At 69.8% G+C, this 17,794-nt stretch carries 14 protein-coding genes; 6 read left to right on the top strand and 8 right to left on the bottom strand.

All coding sequences use genetic code 11. From position 1 onward, the window contains the following. The 4 genes from ACFWCK_RS18380 to eno all read right to left on the bottom strand — a co-directional run bounded on the left by ACFWCK_RS18380 (nucleotide 1) and on the right by eno (nucleotide 3,756). Nucleotides 1-1,311 carry a S8 family serine peptidase gene (locus ACFWCK_RS18380; protein ID WP_378807241.1) on the bottom strand — a complete coding sequence of 437 codons (1,311 nt, stop codon included), beginning with the start codon at nucleotides 1,309-1,311 and terminating at the stop codon, nucleotides 1-3. Nucleotides 1,312-1,321: 10 nt separating this feature from the next. Beyond that, on the bottom strand, nucleotides 1,322-1,843 hold the full coding sequence (locus tag ACFWCK_RS18375; RefSeq protein ID WP_378807240.1) for a DUF501 domain-containing protein: 522 nt from the start codon (nucleotides 1,841-1,843) through the stop codon (nucleotides 1,322-1,324). Nucleotides 1,844-1,877: 34 nt separating this feature from the next. Continuing rightward, entirely contained in the window at nucleotides 1,878-2,408 is a 531-nt protein-coding gene (locus tag ACFWCK_RS18370; RefSeq protein ID WP_233311309.1) for a septum formation initiator family protein, read from the bottom strand. 67 nt (nucleotides 2,409-2,475) lie between these two features. Next, nucleotides 2,476-3,756, bottom strand: a complete 1,281-nt coding sequence (gene eno / locus ACFWCK_RS18365; RefSeq protein ID WP_233311310.1) for a phosphopyruvate hydratase — start codon at nucleotides 3,754-3,756, stop codon at nucleotides 2,476-2,478. Nucleotides 3,757-3,995: 239 nt separating this feature from the next. Between eno and ACFWCK_RS18360 the strand changes: the two genes are divergently transcribed. Next, nucleotides 3,996-5,192, top strand: a complete 1,197-nt coding sequence (locus tag ACFWCK_RS18360; RefSeq protein WP_378807238.1) for a hypothetical protein — start codon at nucleotides 3,996-3,998, stop codon at nucleotides 5,190-5,192. Nucleotides 5,193-5,291: 99 nt separating this feature from the next. On the opposite strand, the gene ACFWCK_RS18355 is transcribed toward ACFWCK_RS18360, so the two are convergent. From ACFWCK_RS18355 to ACFWCK_RS18340, 4 genes are all read right to left on the bottom strand, one after another. Next, nucleotides 5,292-6,407, bottom strand: a complete 1,116-nt coding sequence (locus ACFWCK_RS18355; protein WP_233311312.1) for a sugar-binding protein — start codon at nucleotides 6,405-6,407, stop codon at nucleotides 5,292-5,294. 74 nt (nucleotides 6,408-6,481) lie between these two features. Further along, nucleotides 6,482-7,729 (bottom strand): multiple monosaccharide ABC transporter permease, encoded by a 1,248-nt coding sequence (mmsB, locus tag ACFWCK_RS18350; protein ID WP_378807393.1) that lies wholly within the window; start codon nucleotides 7,727-7,729, stop codon nucleotides 6,482-6,484. 83 nt (nucleotides 7,730-7,812) lie between these two features. Next, the gene (mmsA, locus tag ACFWCK_RS18345; protein WP_267920820.1) at nucleotides 7,813-9,333 is read right to left on the bottom strand and encodes a multiple monosaccharide ABC transporter ATP-binding protein; all 1,521 of its coding nucleotides are present in this window, start codon (nucleotides 9,331-9,333) and stop codon (nucleotides 7,813-7,815) included. Between the two features lie 167 nt (nucleotides 9,334-9,500). Beyond that, nucleotides 9,501-10,514, bottom strand: a complete 1,014-nt coding sequence (locus ACFWCK_RS18340) for a LacI family DNA-binding transcriptional regulator (RefSeq protein ID WP_233311313.1) — start codon at nucleotides 10,512-10,514, stop codon at nucleotides 9,501-9,503. A gap of 179 nt (nucleotides 10,515-10,693) precedes the next feature. Between ACFWCK_RS18340 and ACFWCK_RS18335 the strand changes: the two genes are divergently transcribed. The 5 genes from ACFWCK_RS18335 to ACFWCK_RS18315 all read left to right on the top strand — a co-directional run bounded on the left by ACFWCK_RS18335 (nucleotide 10,694) and on the right by ACFWCK_RS18315 (nucleotide 17,673). After that, nucleotides 10,694-12,181: an amidohydrolase family protein gene (locus ACFWCK_RS18335; RefSeq protein ID WP_378807237.1), complete on the top strand. Its 1,488-nt coding sequence runs from the start codon at nucleotides 10,694-10,696 to the stop codon at nucleotides 12,179-12,181. A 176-nt stretch (nucleotides 12,182-12,357) separates the two neighbouring features. Continuing rightward, nucleotides 12,358-13,746, top strand: coding sequence for a serine hydrolase domain-containing protein (locus ACFWCK_RS18330; protein WP_378807235.1), 1,389 nt, complete (start codon nucleotides 12,358-12,360; stop codon nucleotides 13,744-13,746). Next, the gene (locus ACFWCK_RS18325; protein WP_378807233.1) at nucleotides 13,743-14,648 is read left to right on the top strand and encodes a serine hydrolase; all 906 of its coding nucleotides are present in this window, start codon (nucleotides 13,743-13,745) and stop codon (nucleotides 14,646-14,648) included. The genes ACFWCK_RS18330 and ACFWCK_RS18325 overlap by 4 nt, the downstream gene beginning before the upstream one ends. 116 nt (nucleotides 14,649-14,764) lie before the next feature. Beyond that, entirely contained in the window at nucleotides 14,765-16,345 is a 1,581-nt protein-coding gene (locus ACFWCK_RS18320; RefSeq protein WP_378807232.1) for an ABC transporter substrate-binding protein, read from the top strand. Nucleotides 16,346-16,356: 11 nt separating this feature from the next. Beyond that, on the top strand, nucleotides 16,357-17,673 hold the full coding sequence (locus tag ACFWCK_RS18315) for a serine hydrolase domain-containing protein (RefSeq protein WP_378807231.1): 1,317 nt from the start codon (nucleotides 16,357-16,359) through the stop codon (nucleotides 17,671-17,673). Nucleotides 17,674-17,794: the final 121 nt, after the last annotated feature.

Here is a 17,794-nt window from a genome sequence, read left to right as displayed (position 1 = left end):
TCAGTCATCGGGATTTTGGCGTGCAGATGCGCGCGCCGAACGGATGCGCCGGGCAGCAGCGGTGACGCCAAGCGCTATCAGGATACCAGGCACCGTGAGGGCTGTGAGCGGCAGGGTACCGTACAGCAGCGAGTCCGGGCTGGGGATCAGCGGCGAGGTGGCCTTGGTCGGCGCATCCGCGCGAGGCAGAGGTGGGATCGCGACCGGGGCAGAGGTCGGCTGCTGCGGCTGCGGGGCCTCCGCCCGGCGGTGCAGGCGGATCCAGTCGGCCAGGTCGCCGAGCGGGTTCTGATCGACCGAAGGCACCGACGCGGACACCGCCGCCGCCGCGTCGATCAGGCCGTAACCGTAGAGCGGGTCGGGATGCGCGGTCGCCTGCGGCGCGGGGCGCGCCGTCTGGATGATCTGGTTGATCACGTTGTTCGCGTCCATGTCGGGGTGAGCCGCGCGCACGAGGGCGACGACGCCGGCCACGATCGGGGCCGCACCGCTCGTGCCGTTCCAGGTCTCGATCGTCCCGTTCGCGTCGACGCCGAGCAGCGACTCGCTGGGCGCCGAGACGGCGATCGAGATGCCCTGGGTCGATGCGGCCTTGCTGGCGACGCCGCGCTGGTCCACTCCCCCGACCGCGAGCACACCCGGGATCGTCGCGGGGGCGCCGACCATCGCTGTACCGCTGCCGCGGTTGCCGGCCGCCACCACCACCACGACGTCGTGCTGGAAGGCGTAGAGGAACGCCTCGTCCCAGCTGCGGTCCCACTCCAACGTGTTCGTCGTGAACGACAGATTGATCACGTTGGCGCCGTGGTCGACGGCCCACTTCATCGCGTCGGCCACCTGCTTCGTGAACGGCACGGGCGCCGTGGTTCCGAACCCGAGCGAGACGGAGAGCAGCTTCGCCTCGGGCGCGACCCCGATCATGCCGGTGCCGTCGGCCTTCGGCCTGCCTGCCGCCAGGGAGGCGACCCTGGATCCGTGATCGCTGTCCAGCGGCCCGAGCGGCGTGCGGCCGTCATCGGATCCGATCCCCGAGACGTCGGTGCCGTCGGTGACGGCGCCCTCGAACTCGGGCGGGCCCTTGGCGATGCCCGTGTCGATGACCGCGATGGTGACGCCCGCGCCGCGCGTGGTCTTCCACGCGGCGTCGATGTGGGCGCCCTCCAGCCAGTACTCGGCCGCACGCTCGGGATCCGTCGGGCTCGGCGTCGGGGTGGCCCCGATCGCGAGCGGAGCCACGAGAGCGAGCGCGAGCACCGCCACGACGGATCGGATCCGCCGTGCGTTCAGGAGGCGTGTGGTCGACGACGTCATCGGACTCGGCTCACCGCCCCAGGGCGGCTCCCGGCTCCACGCACTCGCAGCGCTGGGGCGACCACCGCGCGCGCTGCAGCGCCTCGTCGCCGATGGGGTTGACGCCCTCCCCCGCGGCCAGCGCATGGCCGGCCAGGGCGTGCAGGCACTTCACGCGGGAGGGCATGCCCCCCGCCGAGACGCCCGCGATCTCGGGCACATCGCCGTACTGCGCGCGGTCGGCGAGATATGCCTGATGCGCCCTCAGGTAGGCGGCCGCCGTGTCCTCGTCGTCCAGCAGCGCGGCGAGCTCCGGCATCACGTGTTCGGCCTCGAGGGTCGACATCGCGGCGGCCGCGGCCGGGTGCGAGAGGTAGTAGAAGGTGGGGAACGGCGAACCGTCGGCCAGTCTCGGCAGCGTCGCCACGACCGTCGGGTTGCCGCACACGCACCGAGCGGCGATCCCGACGACCCCCCTGGCCTCACGGCCGAGCTGGGCGGAGACGACCGCGATCTCGGCGTCGGTGGGCGGGGCGAAGGGCGGCGTGGTCACCCCTCCAGGGTACGGGGTCCGCCTGCGGGACGCCTCAGCGCGCGCCCGAGCCTGCGGCGGTCTTGGCGAGGCCGGCCCCGGTCACGCTGCGCAGCAGCTGTCCTGCCCAGTCCGACGACTTCTCCTGCACGGTGTCGCTGACGGGTGCCTGTTCGACGGGCTGCGCGGCAGGATCGATGTCGTTGTCGATCAGGTAGACGACCTCGCCCGGCTTGACGTAGAACAGCCGTTCCCTGGCCTGCGCGGTGATGTAGGCCGGATCGTTCCAGCGCTGGCGCTCCGCCGTGAGGGCGTCGATCTGCTTCTGCGTGACCTGCACGGAGTGCTCCAGCGCCGCGATCCGCTGCTTCTGATCGAGATAGGTGCCGAGGGTGGGCACGAGCACCCACGCCCCGAGCACGACGAGCGACAGCATGATCACCATGAAGCCGCTGAGCCTGATGCCGCCGACCCAGCCCCGCACGTCGACGGCGCGGGCGGGCGCGGCGCGCTCGGGCCGCCCGGCCGGCCGGACTCCGGAAGCGGCCGCCGCGGACGACGAAGGAGGAGTCCGACGTGATGTCATGACTCCTCCTCCGTGTCGTCAGCGGCCTCCGGCCGATGGCCGGACCGGCGATATGCGGATGTGCCGCTCAGCCCTTGAAGCGCGGGAAGGCGGAACGTCCGGCGAAGACCGCCGCGTCGCCCAGCTCCTCCTCGATGCGCAGAAGCTGATTGTACTTCGCGACCCGCTCGGATCGAGCGGGCGCGCCGCTCTTGATCTGGCCCGAGTTCACGGCGACGACGAGATCGGCGATCGTCGTGTCCTCGGTCTCGCCGGAGCGGTGCGAGAGCATCGTGGTGTAGCCGGAGCGGTGCGCCAGGCTGATCGCGTCGAGCGTCTCGGACAGCGTGCCGATCTGGTTCACCTTGACCAGCAGCGAGTTCGCGACGCCCAGGTCGATGCCCTTCTGCAGGCGCTCCGGGTTGGTGACGAACAGGTCATCGCCGACGAGCTGGATCTGCGAGCCGAGCTTCTCGGTGAGGCCCTTCCAGCCGTCCCAGTCGTCCTCCGCCAGGGCGTCCTCGATCGTCACGATCGGGAAGTCCTTGACCAGGCCGACGTAGTAGTCGGTGAGCGACGCGGCGTCCCAGTCCTTGTCGTCGAGGCGGTACACGCCGTCGTTGTAGAACTCGGTGGCGGCGGCGTCGAGGCCGAGCGCGATGTCGGTGCCCGGCGTGAAGCCGGCCTTCTCGATCGCCTTGACCAGGAACTCGAGGCCCTCGCGGTTGCTGGGCAGGTCGGGGGCGAAACCGCCCTCATCGCCGAGGCCGGTGGCGAAGCCCGCGGCCTTCAGCTCGCCCTTGAGCACGTGGTAGACCTCGGTGCCCCAGCGCAGCGCCTCGGAGAAGCTGTCGGCGCCGATCGGTGCGAGGAAGAACTCCTGCATGTCGATGCCGTTGTCGGCGTGGGAGCCGCCGTTGATGACGTTGAACAGCGGCACGGGCAGCAGGTGCGCGTTGGGGCCGCCCAGGTAGCGGAACAGGGGCAGATCCGCCGAGTCGGCCGCGGCCTTGGCCACGGCGAGGCTCACGCCGAGGATCGCGTTCGCGCCCACCCGGCTCTTGTTGTCGGTGCCGTCGACCTCGATGAGGATCTCGTCGATGATGCGCTGCTCGCTGGCCTCGACGCCCTCGATCGCGGGGCCGAGCTCGTCGATCACGGCCTCGACGGCCTTCAGCACGCCCTTGCCGCCGTAGCGGCTCTTGTCGCCGTCGCGGAGCTCGTACGCCTCGAAGGCGCCAGTGGACGCACCCGACGGCACGGCGGCGCGCTGCACGATGCCGTCATCGAGGAGCACCTCCACCTCGACGGTCGGGTTGCCACGGGAGTCGAGAATCTCGCGTGCGCCTACAGCCTCGATCAGTGCCACAGAGTGCTCCTTGTTCAAGAGGGAAGTGGGGTGGTGGAGCGTCGTCGATCCGCAGCCCAGTCTAGTCGGAGCCTGGCACGGACCACGGATGATGAAGCGCGGCGCCCGGGGCCGGTGCGCCTCGAGGCGTCGCCGCCGGCGCCGGCATCGCCGGCCCCGTCCCGGAGTCGTCCGCCGCAGCGGGCCACGACCCGGATCCCGCCGATGACGCCGCCGCACCGGATCGGTATCCTTCCCCTGTGGTGCTCGATTCCCCACCCGCTCTGATCACGGCGGCGCCGCGTCGGATGCGCGACGGCGACGGGAGCGTTCGCGTGTCCGCCGATGTCGACGGAGCAGATCCGCTGTGGTTCTCGGTGGCCGCCGAGCACGAGGACCTCCTCGGCGACCGGGCCGACCACATCGCGATCGCGCTCCTTCTGCCCGCGATGCGGTACGGGCGCGACCTGCATGTGGGCGGGACCGTCACGGACAGCCTGCTGCATCGGCTGAACCATGATCTGCAGCCGCTCGTGCGCTCGGTGCACGCGGCCTACCGCAGAGTCTCCGTGACGGCGGACGACGCCGTCCCGGCCGGATCAGCCCCGCCCGGAGTCGTGACGGGGTTCTCCGGAGGCGTGGACAGCTTCGCGACGCTCATGGAGTACGCGCTCCGTCCGGGGGTGCCGCCGGACATGCGGGTCACCCACCTGGTGAACAACAACGTGGGAGCCCATGGCGAGGGCGGAGGCGCGCTGTGGGACGCGCGCTACCGCGCGCTGGCGCCTCTCGCAGCCGACCTCGGGCTCCCGTTCCTCCGTGTCGACAGCAACGTCGGAGCGCACTATCCGGGAATGGGGTTCATGGAGACGGTCACGTTCCGGAATGCGGCCGCGGTGCATCTTCTGGGCGGAGGCGTCGGACGCTCCTACCATGCGTCCGAGGGCGCCTACCGGAATGTGCGCATGCCGCCTCCGCATGGCGACATCGGCCTGGCGGGCCCGATGACGTTCCCGCTGCTGTCGACACCCGCGCTCACCCTGGAGTCGACCGGTTCGGGACTGTCCCGCATCGAGCGGACGCTCGCGCTCGCGGGCATGCGGCACTCGCGCTACCTCGACGTGTGCATCGATCCCGACCCGGCGAGGACGACGAACTGCTCACGCTGCTGGAAATGCATGCGCACCATGCTCACCCTCGATGTCGCCGGCCGGCTCGACGAGTTCGTGCCGCAGGTGTTCCGACGCGAGCCCTATCTGGCGCGCCGAGCGGCCTACTACGTCGAGCTCCTGGCATCGGAGGAGCCGAACGACATCGAACTGGTCGAGTTCGCCGACGCGAGGGGCTGGCGATGGGGGCACGTCGCGCGGCCGCGGGCCGGAGTGCGGCGCGCCGCACGCGCGACGCGCGACGCAGGCCGCTCCCTCCGGCGGCGCATCCGCCCCGACACGCCTTAGCCGCACGGGCGCCGAGCCGGCCGCCGCCACGGCCGGGGAACGCGGAAGGGCCGCGCGGTGATCCGCGCGGCCCTTCGCTGTCTCTGTCCGGTGCAGGACTTACTTGTTGTACGACTTCACGACGTCGAGCAGAGCCGGGACGTTGGCGTACGCCTCGGCGGCGTTGTCCTTCGTCACGATGACCGGCGCGAGCAGGAACGACGGGACGACCTTGACGCCGTTGTTGTAGGACTTGGTGTCGTTGACGTCGACCTTGTCGCCCTTCTGCAGCTCCTGAGCCATCTTGATCGCCTGGGCGACCAGCAGCGTGGTGTCCTTGTTGATCGTGGAGTACTGCACGCCCTCCATGATCGACTTCACCGACTCGACCTCGGAGTCCTGGCCGGTGACCACCGGGACCGGCTTGCCGGCCTGCTGCACCGAGGTGATGATGGCGCGGGCGAGCGTGTCGTTCGGGCTCAGCACGCCGTCGATCGTGGCGGAGCTGTAGTTGGCGGTGAGCAGCGCGTCCATGCGGCGCTGCGCGTTCTCCGCCTTCCAGCCGTCCGTCGCGGTCTGGGTGATCTCGGTCTGACCCGAGACGACCTTGAGCGTGCCGTCCTTGATCTTCGGCTCGAGCACGTCCATCGCGCCCTTGAAGAAGACCGCCGAGTTCGCGTCGTCCGCGGAGCCGGAGAACAGCTCGATGTTGTACGGCGCCGGGTGGCCAGCGCGCTTGGCGAGGCCGTCCAGCAGGGCCTGGCCCTGCAGCTGACCGACCTTGAAGTTGTCGAACGCGACGTAGTAATCCACGGCGTCCGTGTTCTCGATCAGGCGGTCGTACGCGATGACGGTCGCGCCGGCGTCGTGCGCGGCCTTGACCTGGGTGGACAGCTGCTTGCCGTCCTTCGCGCCGATGATGATGACCTTCGCACCGCCGGTGACCATGGCCTGGATCTGGTTCTGCTGCTCGGCGACGGTGTTGCTGGCCGGCGCGTACTGCACGTCGGGCTTGAAGCCCGCCTTGGTCAGACCGTCGGTGAACAGCTTGCCCGCCAGCACCCAGTTCTCACTGGTCTTGTCCGGCAGGGCGACACCGATCTTCGCGTCGGCCGCGAAGCCCTTGGCGGCCGCACCGCTCGAGGCGGGGGTTCCGCCGCGCTCGGAGGAGCAGCCGGTGAGGGCGAAGGCACCCGCGACGACGACCGCTGTCGCCGAAAGGAGGATCTTCTTCATTGGGATCTCTTTCTCTCTTGGTGTGTGCATCTCAGGTGAATGCAGGATCGTGCCGCGAGCGGCTCGGACCTCTTTTACTTGCCGCTCGTGCTGCCGGGAGCGGTGGTGGCGAACGGTTCCTCCGCGCGGGAGAAACGACGGGTGATGAAGCCGGTGATCGAGGGACGGCCCTGCTGCTTGTTCCAGACGTCGACCGCCACCGCGAGCAGGAGCACGAGGCCCTTGACCATCGAGACCACGTCGGCGCCGAAGCCGAGCAGCGCCATACCGTTGTTGAGGAAGGCCATGACCAGACCACCGATGATCGATCCGATCACGGTGCCGATGCCGCCGGAGACGGCCGCACCGCCGATGAACACGGCCGCGATCGCGTCGAGCTCCCAGCCGTTGCCGTCCTGGGGGCCCGAAGCCGTGGCGCGGGCGACGTAGATCATCGCCGCGACCGACGCGAGCACCGACATGTTCATCATCACGAAGAAGTCGGTCCAGCGGTCCTTCACGCCGCTCAGGCGCGCGGCCTGACGGTTGCCGCCGACCGCATAGAGGTGACGGCCGAACACGGTGTTGCGGGTGACGAAAGTGTAGACGATGACGAGCAGCAGCAGGATCACGCCCGAGATCGGGAAGCTCGTTCCCGGCCGCCCGGTGGCGAACAGCCAGCCCGCCACGAGGATCAGGGCGGACAGGACCACGACCTTGACGACGCTGACCCAGACCGGCGCGACCTCGGTGCCCGCCTTGCGCTGCGAGCGACGCAGGAACATCTCGAACACGACCACCCAGACGACGGCGAGCAGCGCGAGCACCATGGTGAGGAAGTTGAACGGAACCGGGATCGGCAGCTCGGGCAGGTAGCCGGCCCCGATGTACTGGAAATCGGTAGGAACGGCGACCGAGGTCGACTGGCCGAACCACTGGTTCGCGCCTCGGAAGAACAGCATTCCCGCCAGGGTCACGATGAACGCGGGCACCCGCACGAACGCGACCCAGAATCCCTGCCACGCGCCGACGAGCGCGCCGAGGGCGAGGCCGAGGAGGATGGCCGCCCACCACGGGAAGTGCCAGTTCGCCATCGACTGGGCCACGATGATGCCGACGAAGGCCGCGACCGAGCCGACAGACAGGTCGATGTGGCCCATGATGATGACCATCACCATCCCGATCGCGAGGATCAGGATGTAGGAGTACTGGCTGACTACGTTGATCAGATTTCCGGGCGACAGGGTCAGCCCGCCGGTCCAGATCTGGAAGATGATGATGATCACGACCAGGGATCCGAGGATGCCGAACTGACGGCTGGTGGACTGGCCGCCGCCCATCATCTTCGTGATGTCGCGGAAGCGGAAACCCTCCGGCGTCGGAGGCGTCGGCGTCGTGGCCGACGGGGTCGGGGTCGTGGTGGTGCTCATGCGGATGCTTTCTGTGTGAGGGAGGTCATGCTGCGCATGAGCGCCTCCGGAGTGGCTTCGGATGCCGGGAGGCAGTCGGTGACGCGCCCCTCGAACACGGTGTAGATGCGGTCGGACATGCCGAGCAGCTCGGGCAGCTCGCTGGAGATGACGATGACGCCCTTCCCCTGAGCCGCGAGCTCGTTGATGATGCCGTAGATCTCGTACTTCGCGCCGACGTCGATGCCGCGCGTGGGCTCGTCCAGGATCAGCAGATCAGGATCCGTGAACATCCACTTCGCCAGCACGACCTTCTGCTGGTTGCCGCCCGAGAGCGTGCCGACGCCCTGATCGACGGTCGGGGTCTTGATGCGCAGAGACTTGCGGTAGCGTTCGGCGACCTGCGCCTCCTCGACATCGTTGACGACGCCGTTGCGGGAGATCTTGGAGAGCTTGGCGGAGACGATCGAGCGCTTGATGGTGTCGAGCAGGTTGAGGCCCAGGACCTTGCGGTCCTCACTGACATAGGCGAGTCCGTGCCTGATCGCGCTGCGCACGTCCGGGAGGGAGATCTCCTGCCCGTCCTTGACGATCGTGCCGGAGAGGAACTGCCCGTAGGAGCGCCCGAAGATGCTCATCGCGAACTCGGTGCGGCCGGCGCCCATCAGCCCGGCGATGCCGACGACCTCGCCACGGCGCACCTCGATGCTGGATCCCTTGACCACCATGCGCTCGGCGACCGAGGGGTGGCGGACCCACCAGTCCTTGACCTCGAAGAAGACGTCGCCGATCTCCGGGGTCCGGTCGGGGTAGCGGCTCTCGAGCGAGCGTCCGACCATACCGCGGATGATGCGGTCCTCGTTGATCTCGCCGCGGCCGACGTCGAGCGTCTCGACCGTGCGCCCGTCGCGGATGATCGTGATCTCATCGGCGATCTGCTCGATCTCGTTGAGCTTGTGGCTGATGATGATCGACGTGATGCCCTTGGCCTTCAGTCCCAGGATCAGGTCGAGCAGGTGCTGCGAGTCGTTCTCGTTGAGTGCCGCGGTGGGCTCGTCGAGGATGAGCAGCTTGACGTCCTTGTTGAGCGCCTTGGCGATCTCGATGAGCTGCTGCTTGCCCACGCCGAGGTGCTTGATCGCGATGTCCGGGTCCTCCTTGAGACCGACGCGGGCGAGCAGCTCGACCGTGCGCTGCTTCTGCGCGGTCCAGTCGATGCGCGGCCCACGGCGGATCTCGTTGCCGAGGAAGATGTTCTCGGTGATGGACAGCTCGGGGATGAGCGCGAGCTCCTGGTGGATGATCACGATCCCGGCATGCTCGCTGGCCGCGATGTCCTTGAAGCGCTGCTCCTGCCCGTAGAGCAGGATCTCGCCGTCGTAGCTGCCGAACGGGTACACCCCGGACAGCACTTTCATCAGGGTCGACTTGCCGGCACCGTTCTCGCCGCAGATGGCGTGCACCTCACCGGTGCGCACGGTGATCGACACATCGGAGAGGGCCTTCACGCCCGGGAACTCCTTCGTGATGCTGCGCATCTCGAGGATCGGTCCCGCCACAGTGGGCAACGCCGTCGTCTCGCTCACGGATCTCCTTCGATACCAAAGTCCGATGTTGATGTTCCGGTCAATGTTACCGTTCACATCGGGTTACATCGTGCCCTCGCGCTTCGGCAGTGTCAAGTGCCGTCGCCGAATTCGTGTCCTTACCGTGACGCGGCGGATTCGCGTCCGCACAGCACCGGCACGACCGGACCGAACGCCGGCGGGGTCTCTCCGCGCAGCTGTGCCAGCAGGATCCGCACCGCGCGTCGGCCCAGCTCGGCGAAGTCCTGGTGCACCGTCGTCAGCGGCGGGGCCACGTGCGCCGCCACAGGGATGTCGTCGAAGCCGACGACGCTCACATCGATCGGCACCCTCAGGCCCGCGTCGCGGAAGCCGTGCATGAGCCCGATCGCCATCAGATCGTTCGCGGCGAACACCGCCGTGAAATCGCGCCGGCGGGCGAGCTCCTGACCCGCGAAATACCCGAAGTCGGCGGTCCAGTCACCTCGGATCGGCGGGATCGTCGGCAGGTCCGCATCGCGCATCGCATCGAGGTACCCGCGCATGCGGGACTCCGCCTCGATCCAGTCCTGGGGTCCCGCGAGGTGCAGGATGTCGCTGTGCCCGAGCCGGATGAGGTACTCCGTGATCATGCGCGCGCCGGCGAGCTGATCCGCGGAATGACTGAAGCCGTCCGATCCCGACGCCGTCTGCAGACTGACGAACGGCACCGATACGGCCATCCCGCGGAGCACGTTGAAGACGCGCACCTGGGGGGCGAGCACGACGATGCCGTCGACGGCTTCCCGCACCAGCTGACGGACCGCGGCGCCGATCGCCTCGGGCGTGGTGTCGGGCAGGTTCAGCGTGCTGACCGAGTAGCGCTCGGCACGCGCCGCGTCCTCGATCGCCGCGATCGAGGATGTGGGCCCGAACTCGCCGGTGGTCGCCGAGAGGATCCCGAGCGTGTTCGAGCGGCTGGTGGCGAGCGCGCGTGCCGCGATGTTGGGCCGGTAGTCCAGCACGCGGATGGCGTCGAGCACCCGCTCCTTCGTCTCCGGGCGGATGCTGGGATGCTCGTTGAGCACGCGCGAGACGGTCTGATGCGAGACCCCGGCGAGCCGCGCGACGTCACGGATGCTGGGCATCCGGGCGCGCTCGGAGGAGGTCGACATGCAGAGCCTCCTCGATGTGCACGGTCACATGGATGAGTCCATTATGGGGTCGGAGCGTTCCGCGCGCATCCGCGTCGCCGCCGCGACGCCCGTGACCTTCGTCGCGGCGCACCGGAACAGGCGGGATCTTCGTCCGCCCGCAACGGACATCCGGGTACGGATGCTGGCACCGTGGGGGCGTGGAAACTCTGCTGCGCGGCGGGCGCGTCATCGACCCGAGGACCGGTTCCGACACGATCTCCGATCTGCTGATCTCCGACGGCCGGATCGCCGCGATCGGATCCGGGATCGCCGCGCCGGAGGGGGCGACCGTGATCGATGCGGGGGGCCTCGTCGTCGGACCGGGCTTCGTCGACCTGCACAGCCACGTGCACTCGATCGCCGGACATCGCCTGCAGGCTCTGGACGGCGTCACCACGGCGCTCGATCTGGAGGCCGGCCTCATGCCGGTGGCCGAGGCCATCGTGCGTGCCGGGCGCGAGGGGCGTCCGCTGAACTTCGGGTTCTCCGCCTCCTGGGCCCAGGCCCGGGCCTACGCGCACCTCGAACGCGTCCCGGTCCCCGACTTCACCGCGTCGATGGATCTCCTCGGCAACCCGGGATGGCAGCGCTCGTCGAGCCCTGCGGAACGGCGCCGCTGGCTGGGGCTGCTGGAGAACGAGCTCGCCGCCGGGGCCCTCGGGATCGGCGTGCTGATGGGCTACGCCCCGCGCTCCGACCCCGATGAGTACCTCCAGCTCGCCCGCCTCGCCGCCGCGGCCCACGCCCCGACCTTCACGCACGTGCGGGAGCTGATCGAAGCCGACCCGGCGACCCCGATCGACGGCTCGGAGGAGCTCGTGCGGGCGGCGGCGGAGACCGGGACCGCGATGCACCACTGCCACGTGAACAGCACGTCGCTGCGCCACATCGACCGCGTCCTCGGGCTGTTGGACCGCAGTCGTGCGGCCGGATCCCGGGTCACCGTCGAGGCGTATCCCTACGGCGCGGGCAGCACCGCGATCGGCGCGTTCTTCCTCGCGCCGGAGAAGCTCGCGGGCCTGGGCATCGACCCGACCGCACTCGTGCTCGTCGACACCGGGGAGCGCATCGCCGACGAGGCCCGGCTGCGCGAGGTGCGCGCCGCGGATCCCGGTGCCGCGTGCATCGTCACGTTCCTGGACGAGGCGGATCCCCTCGATCGCGCCCACCTGCACCGGGCGCTCGCCTACCCGGACGCGATCGTGGCGAGCGACGCCATGCCGATCTCGTGGCCGGGATCCGGCGGAGCGCCGACCGTCTACGAGCGGCGCCGCTGGCCGCTCCCCGAGGGCGGGCAGACGCACCCGCGCACGGCCGGGACCTTCGCGAAGTCGCTCCGCCTCATGGTCCGCGAATCCGGCTCCTGGAGCTGGACCGAGGCGTTCCGCCGCTGCTCCTACCTGCCCGCGCGCGTGCTGGACGAGGTCTCCCCCGCCATGCGCGCCAAGGGCCACCTCACGGTCGGCGCCGATGCGGACCTCGTCGTGCTCGACCCCACCACGATCACCGACCGTGCGACCTACGCGGACCCCACGCGCCCCTCCCGGGGCGTGCGGCACCTGTTCGTGCACGGCACCGAGGTCGTCCGCGCCGGGGACATCGTGGTCGACGCCCACCCGGGGCGCGCCGTGCGCGGCGCCGCATAGCCGGCGACGCCCCTGTGCCCGGTCCACGGCCGCTGACCGGCACAGCCTTGTCCGAAGGCACCAAGGTCTCCGGAAGCCTCGTCGGCACGCACCAACGGGACGCGGATCCGCGCGCATAGTCTCGGCCCCATCGCCGTCACCCTGACCGACGGCGCACTCGACGAAGAGGAGCGCACATGTCCGACCTGAACGAAATCGGCACCTGGGTGCGGGAGAACCTCCCTGCACTGATCGCCGATGCGCACGTCCCCGCCGCCTCCGTGGGAATCCTCGCCGGCGGCGAGGTCTTCACCGCCGCGGCCGGCATCCTGAACAAGAACACCGGGGTGGAGGCCGACGAGGACTCGGTCTTCCAGATCGGCTCCATCACGAAGACCTGGACCGCGACGCTCATCATGCAGCTCGTGGACGAAGGGCTGCTCGATCTCGACGCCCCGGTGCGCGACACGGTCCCCGCCTTCGCGATCGGCGACGACGCCGCCGCCTCCGCGATCACCACCCGCCAGCTGCTCAGCCATGTCAGCGGCTTCGAGGGCGACCTCTTCAACGACACCGGCGTGGGCGACGACGCGGTCGAGAAGTACCTGGCGACCATCGCCGACGCCCCGCAGCTCTTCGCCCCCGGCGAGCGCTTCTCGTACAACAACGCGGCCTTCGTGGTGCTCGGCCGCATCGTCGAGGTGCTGCGCGGCCAGACCTACGACCAGGCGCTGCACGCGCACCTCGCGCGCCCCCTGGGTCTCACGCATGTCGCGACCGACGCCTCGCAGGCGATCATGTTCCGCGCCGCGCTCGGGCACATCCCTGCGGACGACGGCGACGAGCCGGTCGCCGCCCCCGTGTGGAGCCTGGTGCGCTCCAATGCTCCGGCCGGTTCGATGCTCGCGATGACCCCGCGGGATCTGCTGGGGTTCGCGGGCATGCACATGGCCGGAGGCGTCGCTCCCGACGGCACCAAGGTGCTCTCCGCGCAGAGCGTGGCCTCGATGCAGGAGCGACAGGTCGACCTCCCGAACCTCGGCGTGCTCGGCGACGCCTGGGGGCTGGGCTGGGAGATCTTCGACTGGACCGGCGGGTCGGTCTACGGTCACGACGGCGGCACGATCGGGCAGAACGCCTTCCTGCGCTTCGTGCCCTCCGCCGGCGTCGCTGTCGTGCTGCTCACGAACGGCGGCGACACGGTCGGCCTCTACTACGACCTGTTCTCGAAGATCCTCTCGGCCCTCGCCGGTGTCGACATGGCTCCGCTCCCGGTGCTCCCCGACGCTCCTGTCGACGTCGATCTCGACCGCATCCTCGGCACCTACTCATCCTCGGTCTCCGACTCCACGGTGAGCGTCGACGACGAGGGCCGGATCTGGCTCACCCGCACGATGAAGGGGATCTTCGCCGAACTGGGACCGGCACCCGCTCCGCTCGAGCTCGTGGGCTGGTCCGGCGACAGCCTCCTCCCCCGGGAGAAGGACCATGGCATGCGGATGCCGCACGCCTTCGTCGGCGACGACGGCAGCGGCCGCGCCCTGTACCTGCACACCGGACGCGCGGACCGCCGGGTCGACGCATGAGCGCCCTCACCGCCACAGCGACCTCGATCGCGGAGGTCTTCGCGGACGCCGACGCGGAGGGCTTCCTGCACGCACGCGCGATCGGCACGGAGCCCGGGCCGGAGGTGGACTCCGGCGCCGACGAGCCCGTCGTGCTCGCCTCCGTCTTCAAGATCCTGGTGCTCACCGCCTACGTCCGCGCCGTCGCCGCCGGCACCTTGGATCCGACCGAGAGGACGACCGTCACCGCGCGGTACCGCATCGGCGGCATCGGCACGGCCGGGTTCTCCGACGACGTGGAGGCGAGCTGGCGCGACCTCGCCCAGAACATGATGACGATGAGCGACAACGCCGCCACCGACGTCCTGTATCACCGCCTGGGCGGCGAGGCCGTCGATCGCGTGATCGCCGACCTCGGCCTGCGGAGCACTCGGCTCATCGGATGCTGCGAGGACCTTTTCGCGTCCGTGGTGGCCGACCTCGGCGGTTCCGCCGACGACGATCTGGAGGAGCTGCTGGCCGGCACGGATCCCGAGCGGCTGCTCGGGATCCGTGCTCTCGATCCCGCACGCACCTCGGCGTCCACGCCCCGCGACGTCACGACGCTGCTGAACGCCCTGTGGACCGACACCGCGGCGCCCGCCGAGGCCTGCGCACAGGCCAGGGCGATCATGGCGCAGCAGATCTGGCCGCACCGCCTGACCTCCGGGTTCCCGAACGGGGTGACCCTCGCGGCGAAGACCGGGACGCTGCCGGGCTGGCGCAACGAGGCCGGTGTGGTCACGTATCCGGACGGCCGTGCGTACGCCGTCGCCGTCTTCACCCGCGCGCACACGCTCGACGAACGGCTTCCGCGTGTCGACGCCGCGATCGGCCGCGCCGGATTCGCGGCCGTCGAGCAGCTGCGCTCCGAGCGCTCCTGAGGTCCGGGCCGACCCGTCCCGGGTCGGCCCGGACCCTCCTCACCTCGATCCCTCTCCCCTTTCTGCACCATCCCCCATCCCATCCCGCACCACCCGAACACTGCTGGAGGCTTCTGATGCGACACCGCACCCCGCTCATCGCGATCCTCGGCGCGACCGCCCTCGTCCTGACGTCCTGCGCCGGAGGCGGCGCAGCCGGAGCCGGCAAGGACGCCGCGCTCGCGACCGGGAAGACGTTCACGCAGGCCATCGCGACCGACCCCGGTTCACTCGATCCGTTCATCACGGCGATGTCCGTGGCGCGAGGGATCGACCGGTTCCTGTACTCGCGCCTCGTCGAGATCAAGGACGACGGCAGCATGACATCCGGCCTCGCGGAGAAGTGGAGCGGCGACACCACGACCGCGACCTTCACGCTGCGCGACAAGCTCACCTGCGACGACGGCACGCCGCTCACGGCGACCGACGTGGCCGCCAACATCAGCCATGTCGCGGATCCCGCCACCGCGTCTCCCCTCATGGGGCTCCAGGTGCAACCGGGCACGACCGCGGTCGGCGACGACGCCACGCGGACCGTGACGGTCACGAGCGGCCGCCCCGATTCCTTCCTCCTTCAGAACGTCGGCAGCATCTCGATCGTGTGCGGCACCGTGCTCAAAGACCCCAAGGCCCTCGCCGCCGGCAAGGGCGCGACGGGCATGTTCACGATGACCGAGATCACGCCGAACAGCCAGTACACCCTGACGCGCCGGAAGGACTTCACCTGGGGACCCGGCGACTGGGATCCGACGCAGAAGGGACTGCCGGACAAGGCCGTCTTCCGGATCATCCCGAACGAGACCACGGCGGCCAACCTCGTGATGTCCGGCGAGGTCAACGCCGCCGGCGTGCTCGGGCCGGATCAGCAACGACTCCAGAACGCCAAGCTCTTCAACACGCAGATCCTCGCCCCGGCCGGCCAGCTGATCTACAACCAGGCGAGCGGCAGGGCCACTTCGGATCCCGCTGTGCGCAAGGCGCTCACCCAGGCGGTGGATCTGACACAGGCCCGTCAGGTGTTCGCGGGCGAGGAGCCGACCGGCTTCGTCACGGTCGCCCCCAACCCGTGCCGTGCGGACACCGTCAACGGCAACATCCCCGGTTTCGATGCGAAGGCGGCCGGCGCCGCCCTCGACGCCGCGGGCTGGAAGCTCGGATCCGACGGAATCAGGGCCAAGGACGGCAAGTCGCTCACGCTCAAGATGATCTACGCGTCGGTTCTCGGCGACACCGGCACGGCGGCCGTCGAGCTGCTGCAGTCGATGTGGAAGAAGATCGGGGTGGACGTGACCGTGAAGTCCCTCGACGGCCCTTCGCTCAGCGAGACGCTGCTCTCGACCGGGGACTGGGACATCTCAGGAGCGGGGGTCACGGTGGGTCTGCCCAGCTCACTGGTGCCGTTCTTCTCCGGACCGACGCCGCCGAACGGCTCGAACTTCGCCGCGGTGGACGACCCGGCCTACGTCGCCGCGGTGACCGCTGCATCCGCCAAGGCGGGCACCGAAGGATGCGATGACTGGGCCGCCGCGGAGAAGTCGCTGCTCACGACGTCGTCCGTCGTGCTCTATGCGACCATCGCGCGGCACACCTTCGCCAACAAAGCCACCTTCAGCGAGGACGACGGCATCGCTCCGACCTCGATCCGTATGTACGAGTGAGGGGGAGCACCATGCTCGACGACCTTCAGGAGCTGCTGGACGACGGCGCCCGCGAGACGAAGGTGCCCGGCATCGCGGTCGGCATCGTCGACGGCGGCGCGGAGCACGTGCTCACGACGGGCGTCGCCTCGACCGCGACCGGGGCGCCCGTGGCAGCGGACACCCTGTTCGCGATCGGATCCACCTCGAAGACCGTGACCGCCACGGCCGCGATGCGCCTCATCGAACAGGGCGCCTTCGACCTGGACACCCGGGTCGCCGACCTCCTGCCCGATCTCCGGCTGGCCGACGCGGACGCCCTCGACCAGCTCCGAGTGCGGCATCTGCTCACGCACTCCGGCGGCTTCCTCGGCGACATCGACGATGACGCCGAGGACTGGGGGCCGGATGCGCTGCAGAAGAGCATCGCCGGCTTCGGCGAGCTCCCGCAGCTCTTCCCGCCCGGGGCGATCGCGTCGTACAGCAACAGCGGTCTGCGCCTGCTCGGCCATCTCTGCGCCGTCGTGGCCGGGCGCGGGTTCGAGGAGCTGATCACCGAGTCGGTCCTCGCGCCGCTCGGCATGACGGACAGCGTGTACTTCCCCTGGGAGGCGATCACCCGGCCGGTCGTGACCGGCCACGTCGTCGTCGACGGCGTCGCCCGGCCGGCTCCGGTGTGGGGCCTCACCCGCGATCTGGCGCCCGAGGGCGGCCTGCTCTCCTCGGTCCGCGACCAGCTGCGGTACGCCCGGTTCCACCTGCGCGGCGAGGCGGAGGGAGCCGCCCCGATCCGCGACGAGACGCGACGGACGATGCAGCGCGCGCACATCGAGGTGGGGCCGCCGCTGGACGGCATCGGCCTGCCCTGGCTGCTCACGCACGTCGGCGACGCACGCGTGGTACGGCACGGCGGGAACATCAGCAACCTGCAGCTCAGCGAGATGGTGCTGCTGCCGGACCACGACCTGGCCGTCACCGTGCTGACGAACGGTGCGAGCGGGCTCGGTCCGCGGATCGTGTCCTGGTGCCTGGAGAACCTGCGCGGGATCCGTCCTGCGCCGGTGGACGACGTGCCGACCCACCCCTCGCCCGACGACGTCCTCGGACGCTACGACGTCAACCTCTGGCAGAACGTGGTGACGCGCGAGCACGACGAGATCGTGATCACGCCCGAGCTGCGCCAGGACCTCATCGACCTGGGACTCCCGTCGCTGCCGACCGTCCGCGCCACCCTCGGCGCGGACCTGCTGCTGCGCGACCCCGACGGGCGCGCGGTGGGCCGGTTCCTCACCGCCGCGGATGGCACGGAGTTCCTGCACATGGGGCTGCGTGCGGCCCCGCGGATCTGATCCGTCGGCCGATGGGCGGGCGACGTTGTCACGACGCACAACTTCGCCCGTCCATCTCGTGGCCGCCGACAATCCGGCTCCGCACCGCGGTCAATAGCCTCGGTCCCACCGGACCCGCCTC

The sequence above is a fragment of the Microbacterium sp. NPDC060117 genome (assembly GCF_042729315.1).
Lineage (GTDB): Bacteria > Actinomycetota > Actinomycetes > Actinomycetales > Microbacteriaceae > Microbacterium.
This window is presented reverse-complemented; position numbering and strand designations above follow the sequence as displayed.

Excerpts from the sequence above, each read along its gene's own strand:
- ACFWCK_RS18370 (WP_233311309.1), bottom strand. The coding sequence starts at position 2,408 with ATGACATCACGTCGGACTCCTCCTTCGTCGTCCGCGGCGGCCGCTTCC.
- ACFWCK_RS18325 (WP_378807233.1), top strand. The coding sequence starts at position 13,743 with ATGAGCGCCCTCACCGCCACAGCGACCTCGATCGCGGAGGTCTTCGCG.
- ACFWCK_RS18320 (WP_378807232.1), top strand. The coding sequence starts at position 14,765 with ATGCGACACCGCACCCCGCTCATCGCGATCCTCGGCGCGACCGCCCTC.
- ACFWCK_RS18330 (WP_378807235.1), top strand. The coding sequence starts at position 12,358 with ATGTCCGACCTGAACGAAATCGGCACCTGGGTGCGGGAGAACCTCCCT.
- ACFWCK_RS18355 (WP_233311312.1), bottom strand. The coding sequence starts at position 6,407 with ATGAAGAAGATCCTCCTTTCGGCGACAGCGGTCGTCGTCGCGGGTGCC.
- ACFWCK_RS18340 (WP_233311313.1), bottom strand. The coding sequence starts at position 10,514 with ATGTCGACCTCCTCCGAGCGCGCCCGGATGCCCAGCATCCGTGACGTC.
- mmsA (WP_267920820.1), bottom strand. The coding sequence starts at position 9,333 with ATGCGCAGCATCACGAAGGAGTTCCCGGGCGTGAAGGCCCTCTCCGAT.
- ACFWCK_RS18380 (WP_378807241.1), bottom strand. The coding sequence starts at position 1,311 with ATGACGTCGTCGACCACACGCCTCCTGAACGCACGGCGGATCCGATCC.
- mmsB (WP_378807393.1), bottom strand. The coding sequence starts at position 7,729 with ATGATGGGCGGCGGCCAGTCCACCAGCCGTCAGTTCGGCATCCTCGGA.
- ACFWCK_RS18315 (WP_378807231.1), top strand. The coding sequence starts at position 16,357 with ATGCTCGACGACCTTCAGGAGCTGCTGGACGACGGCGCCCGCGAGACG.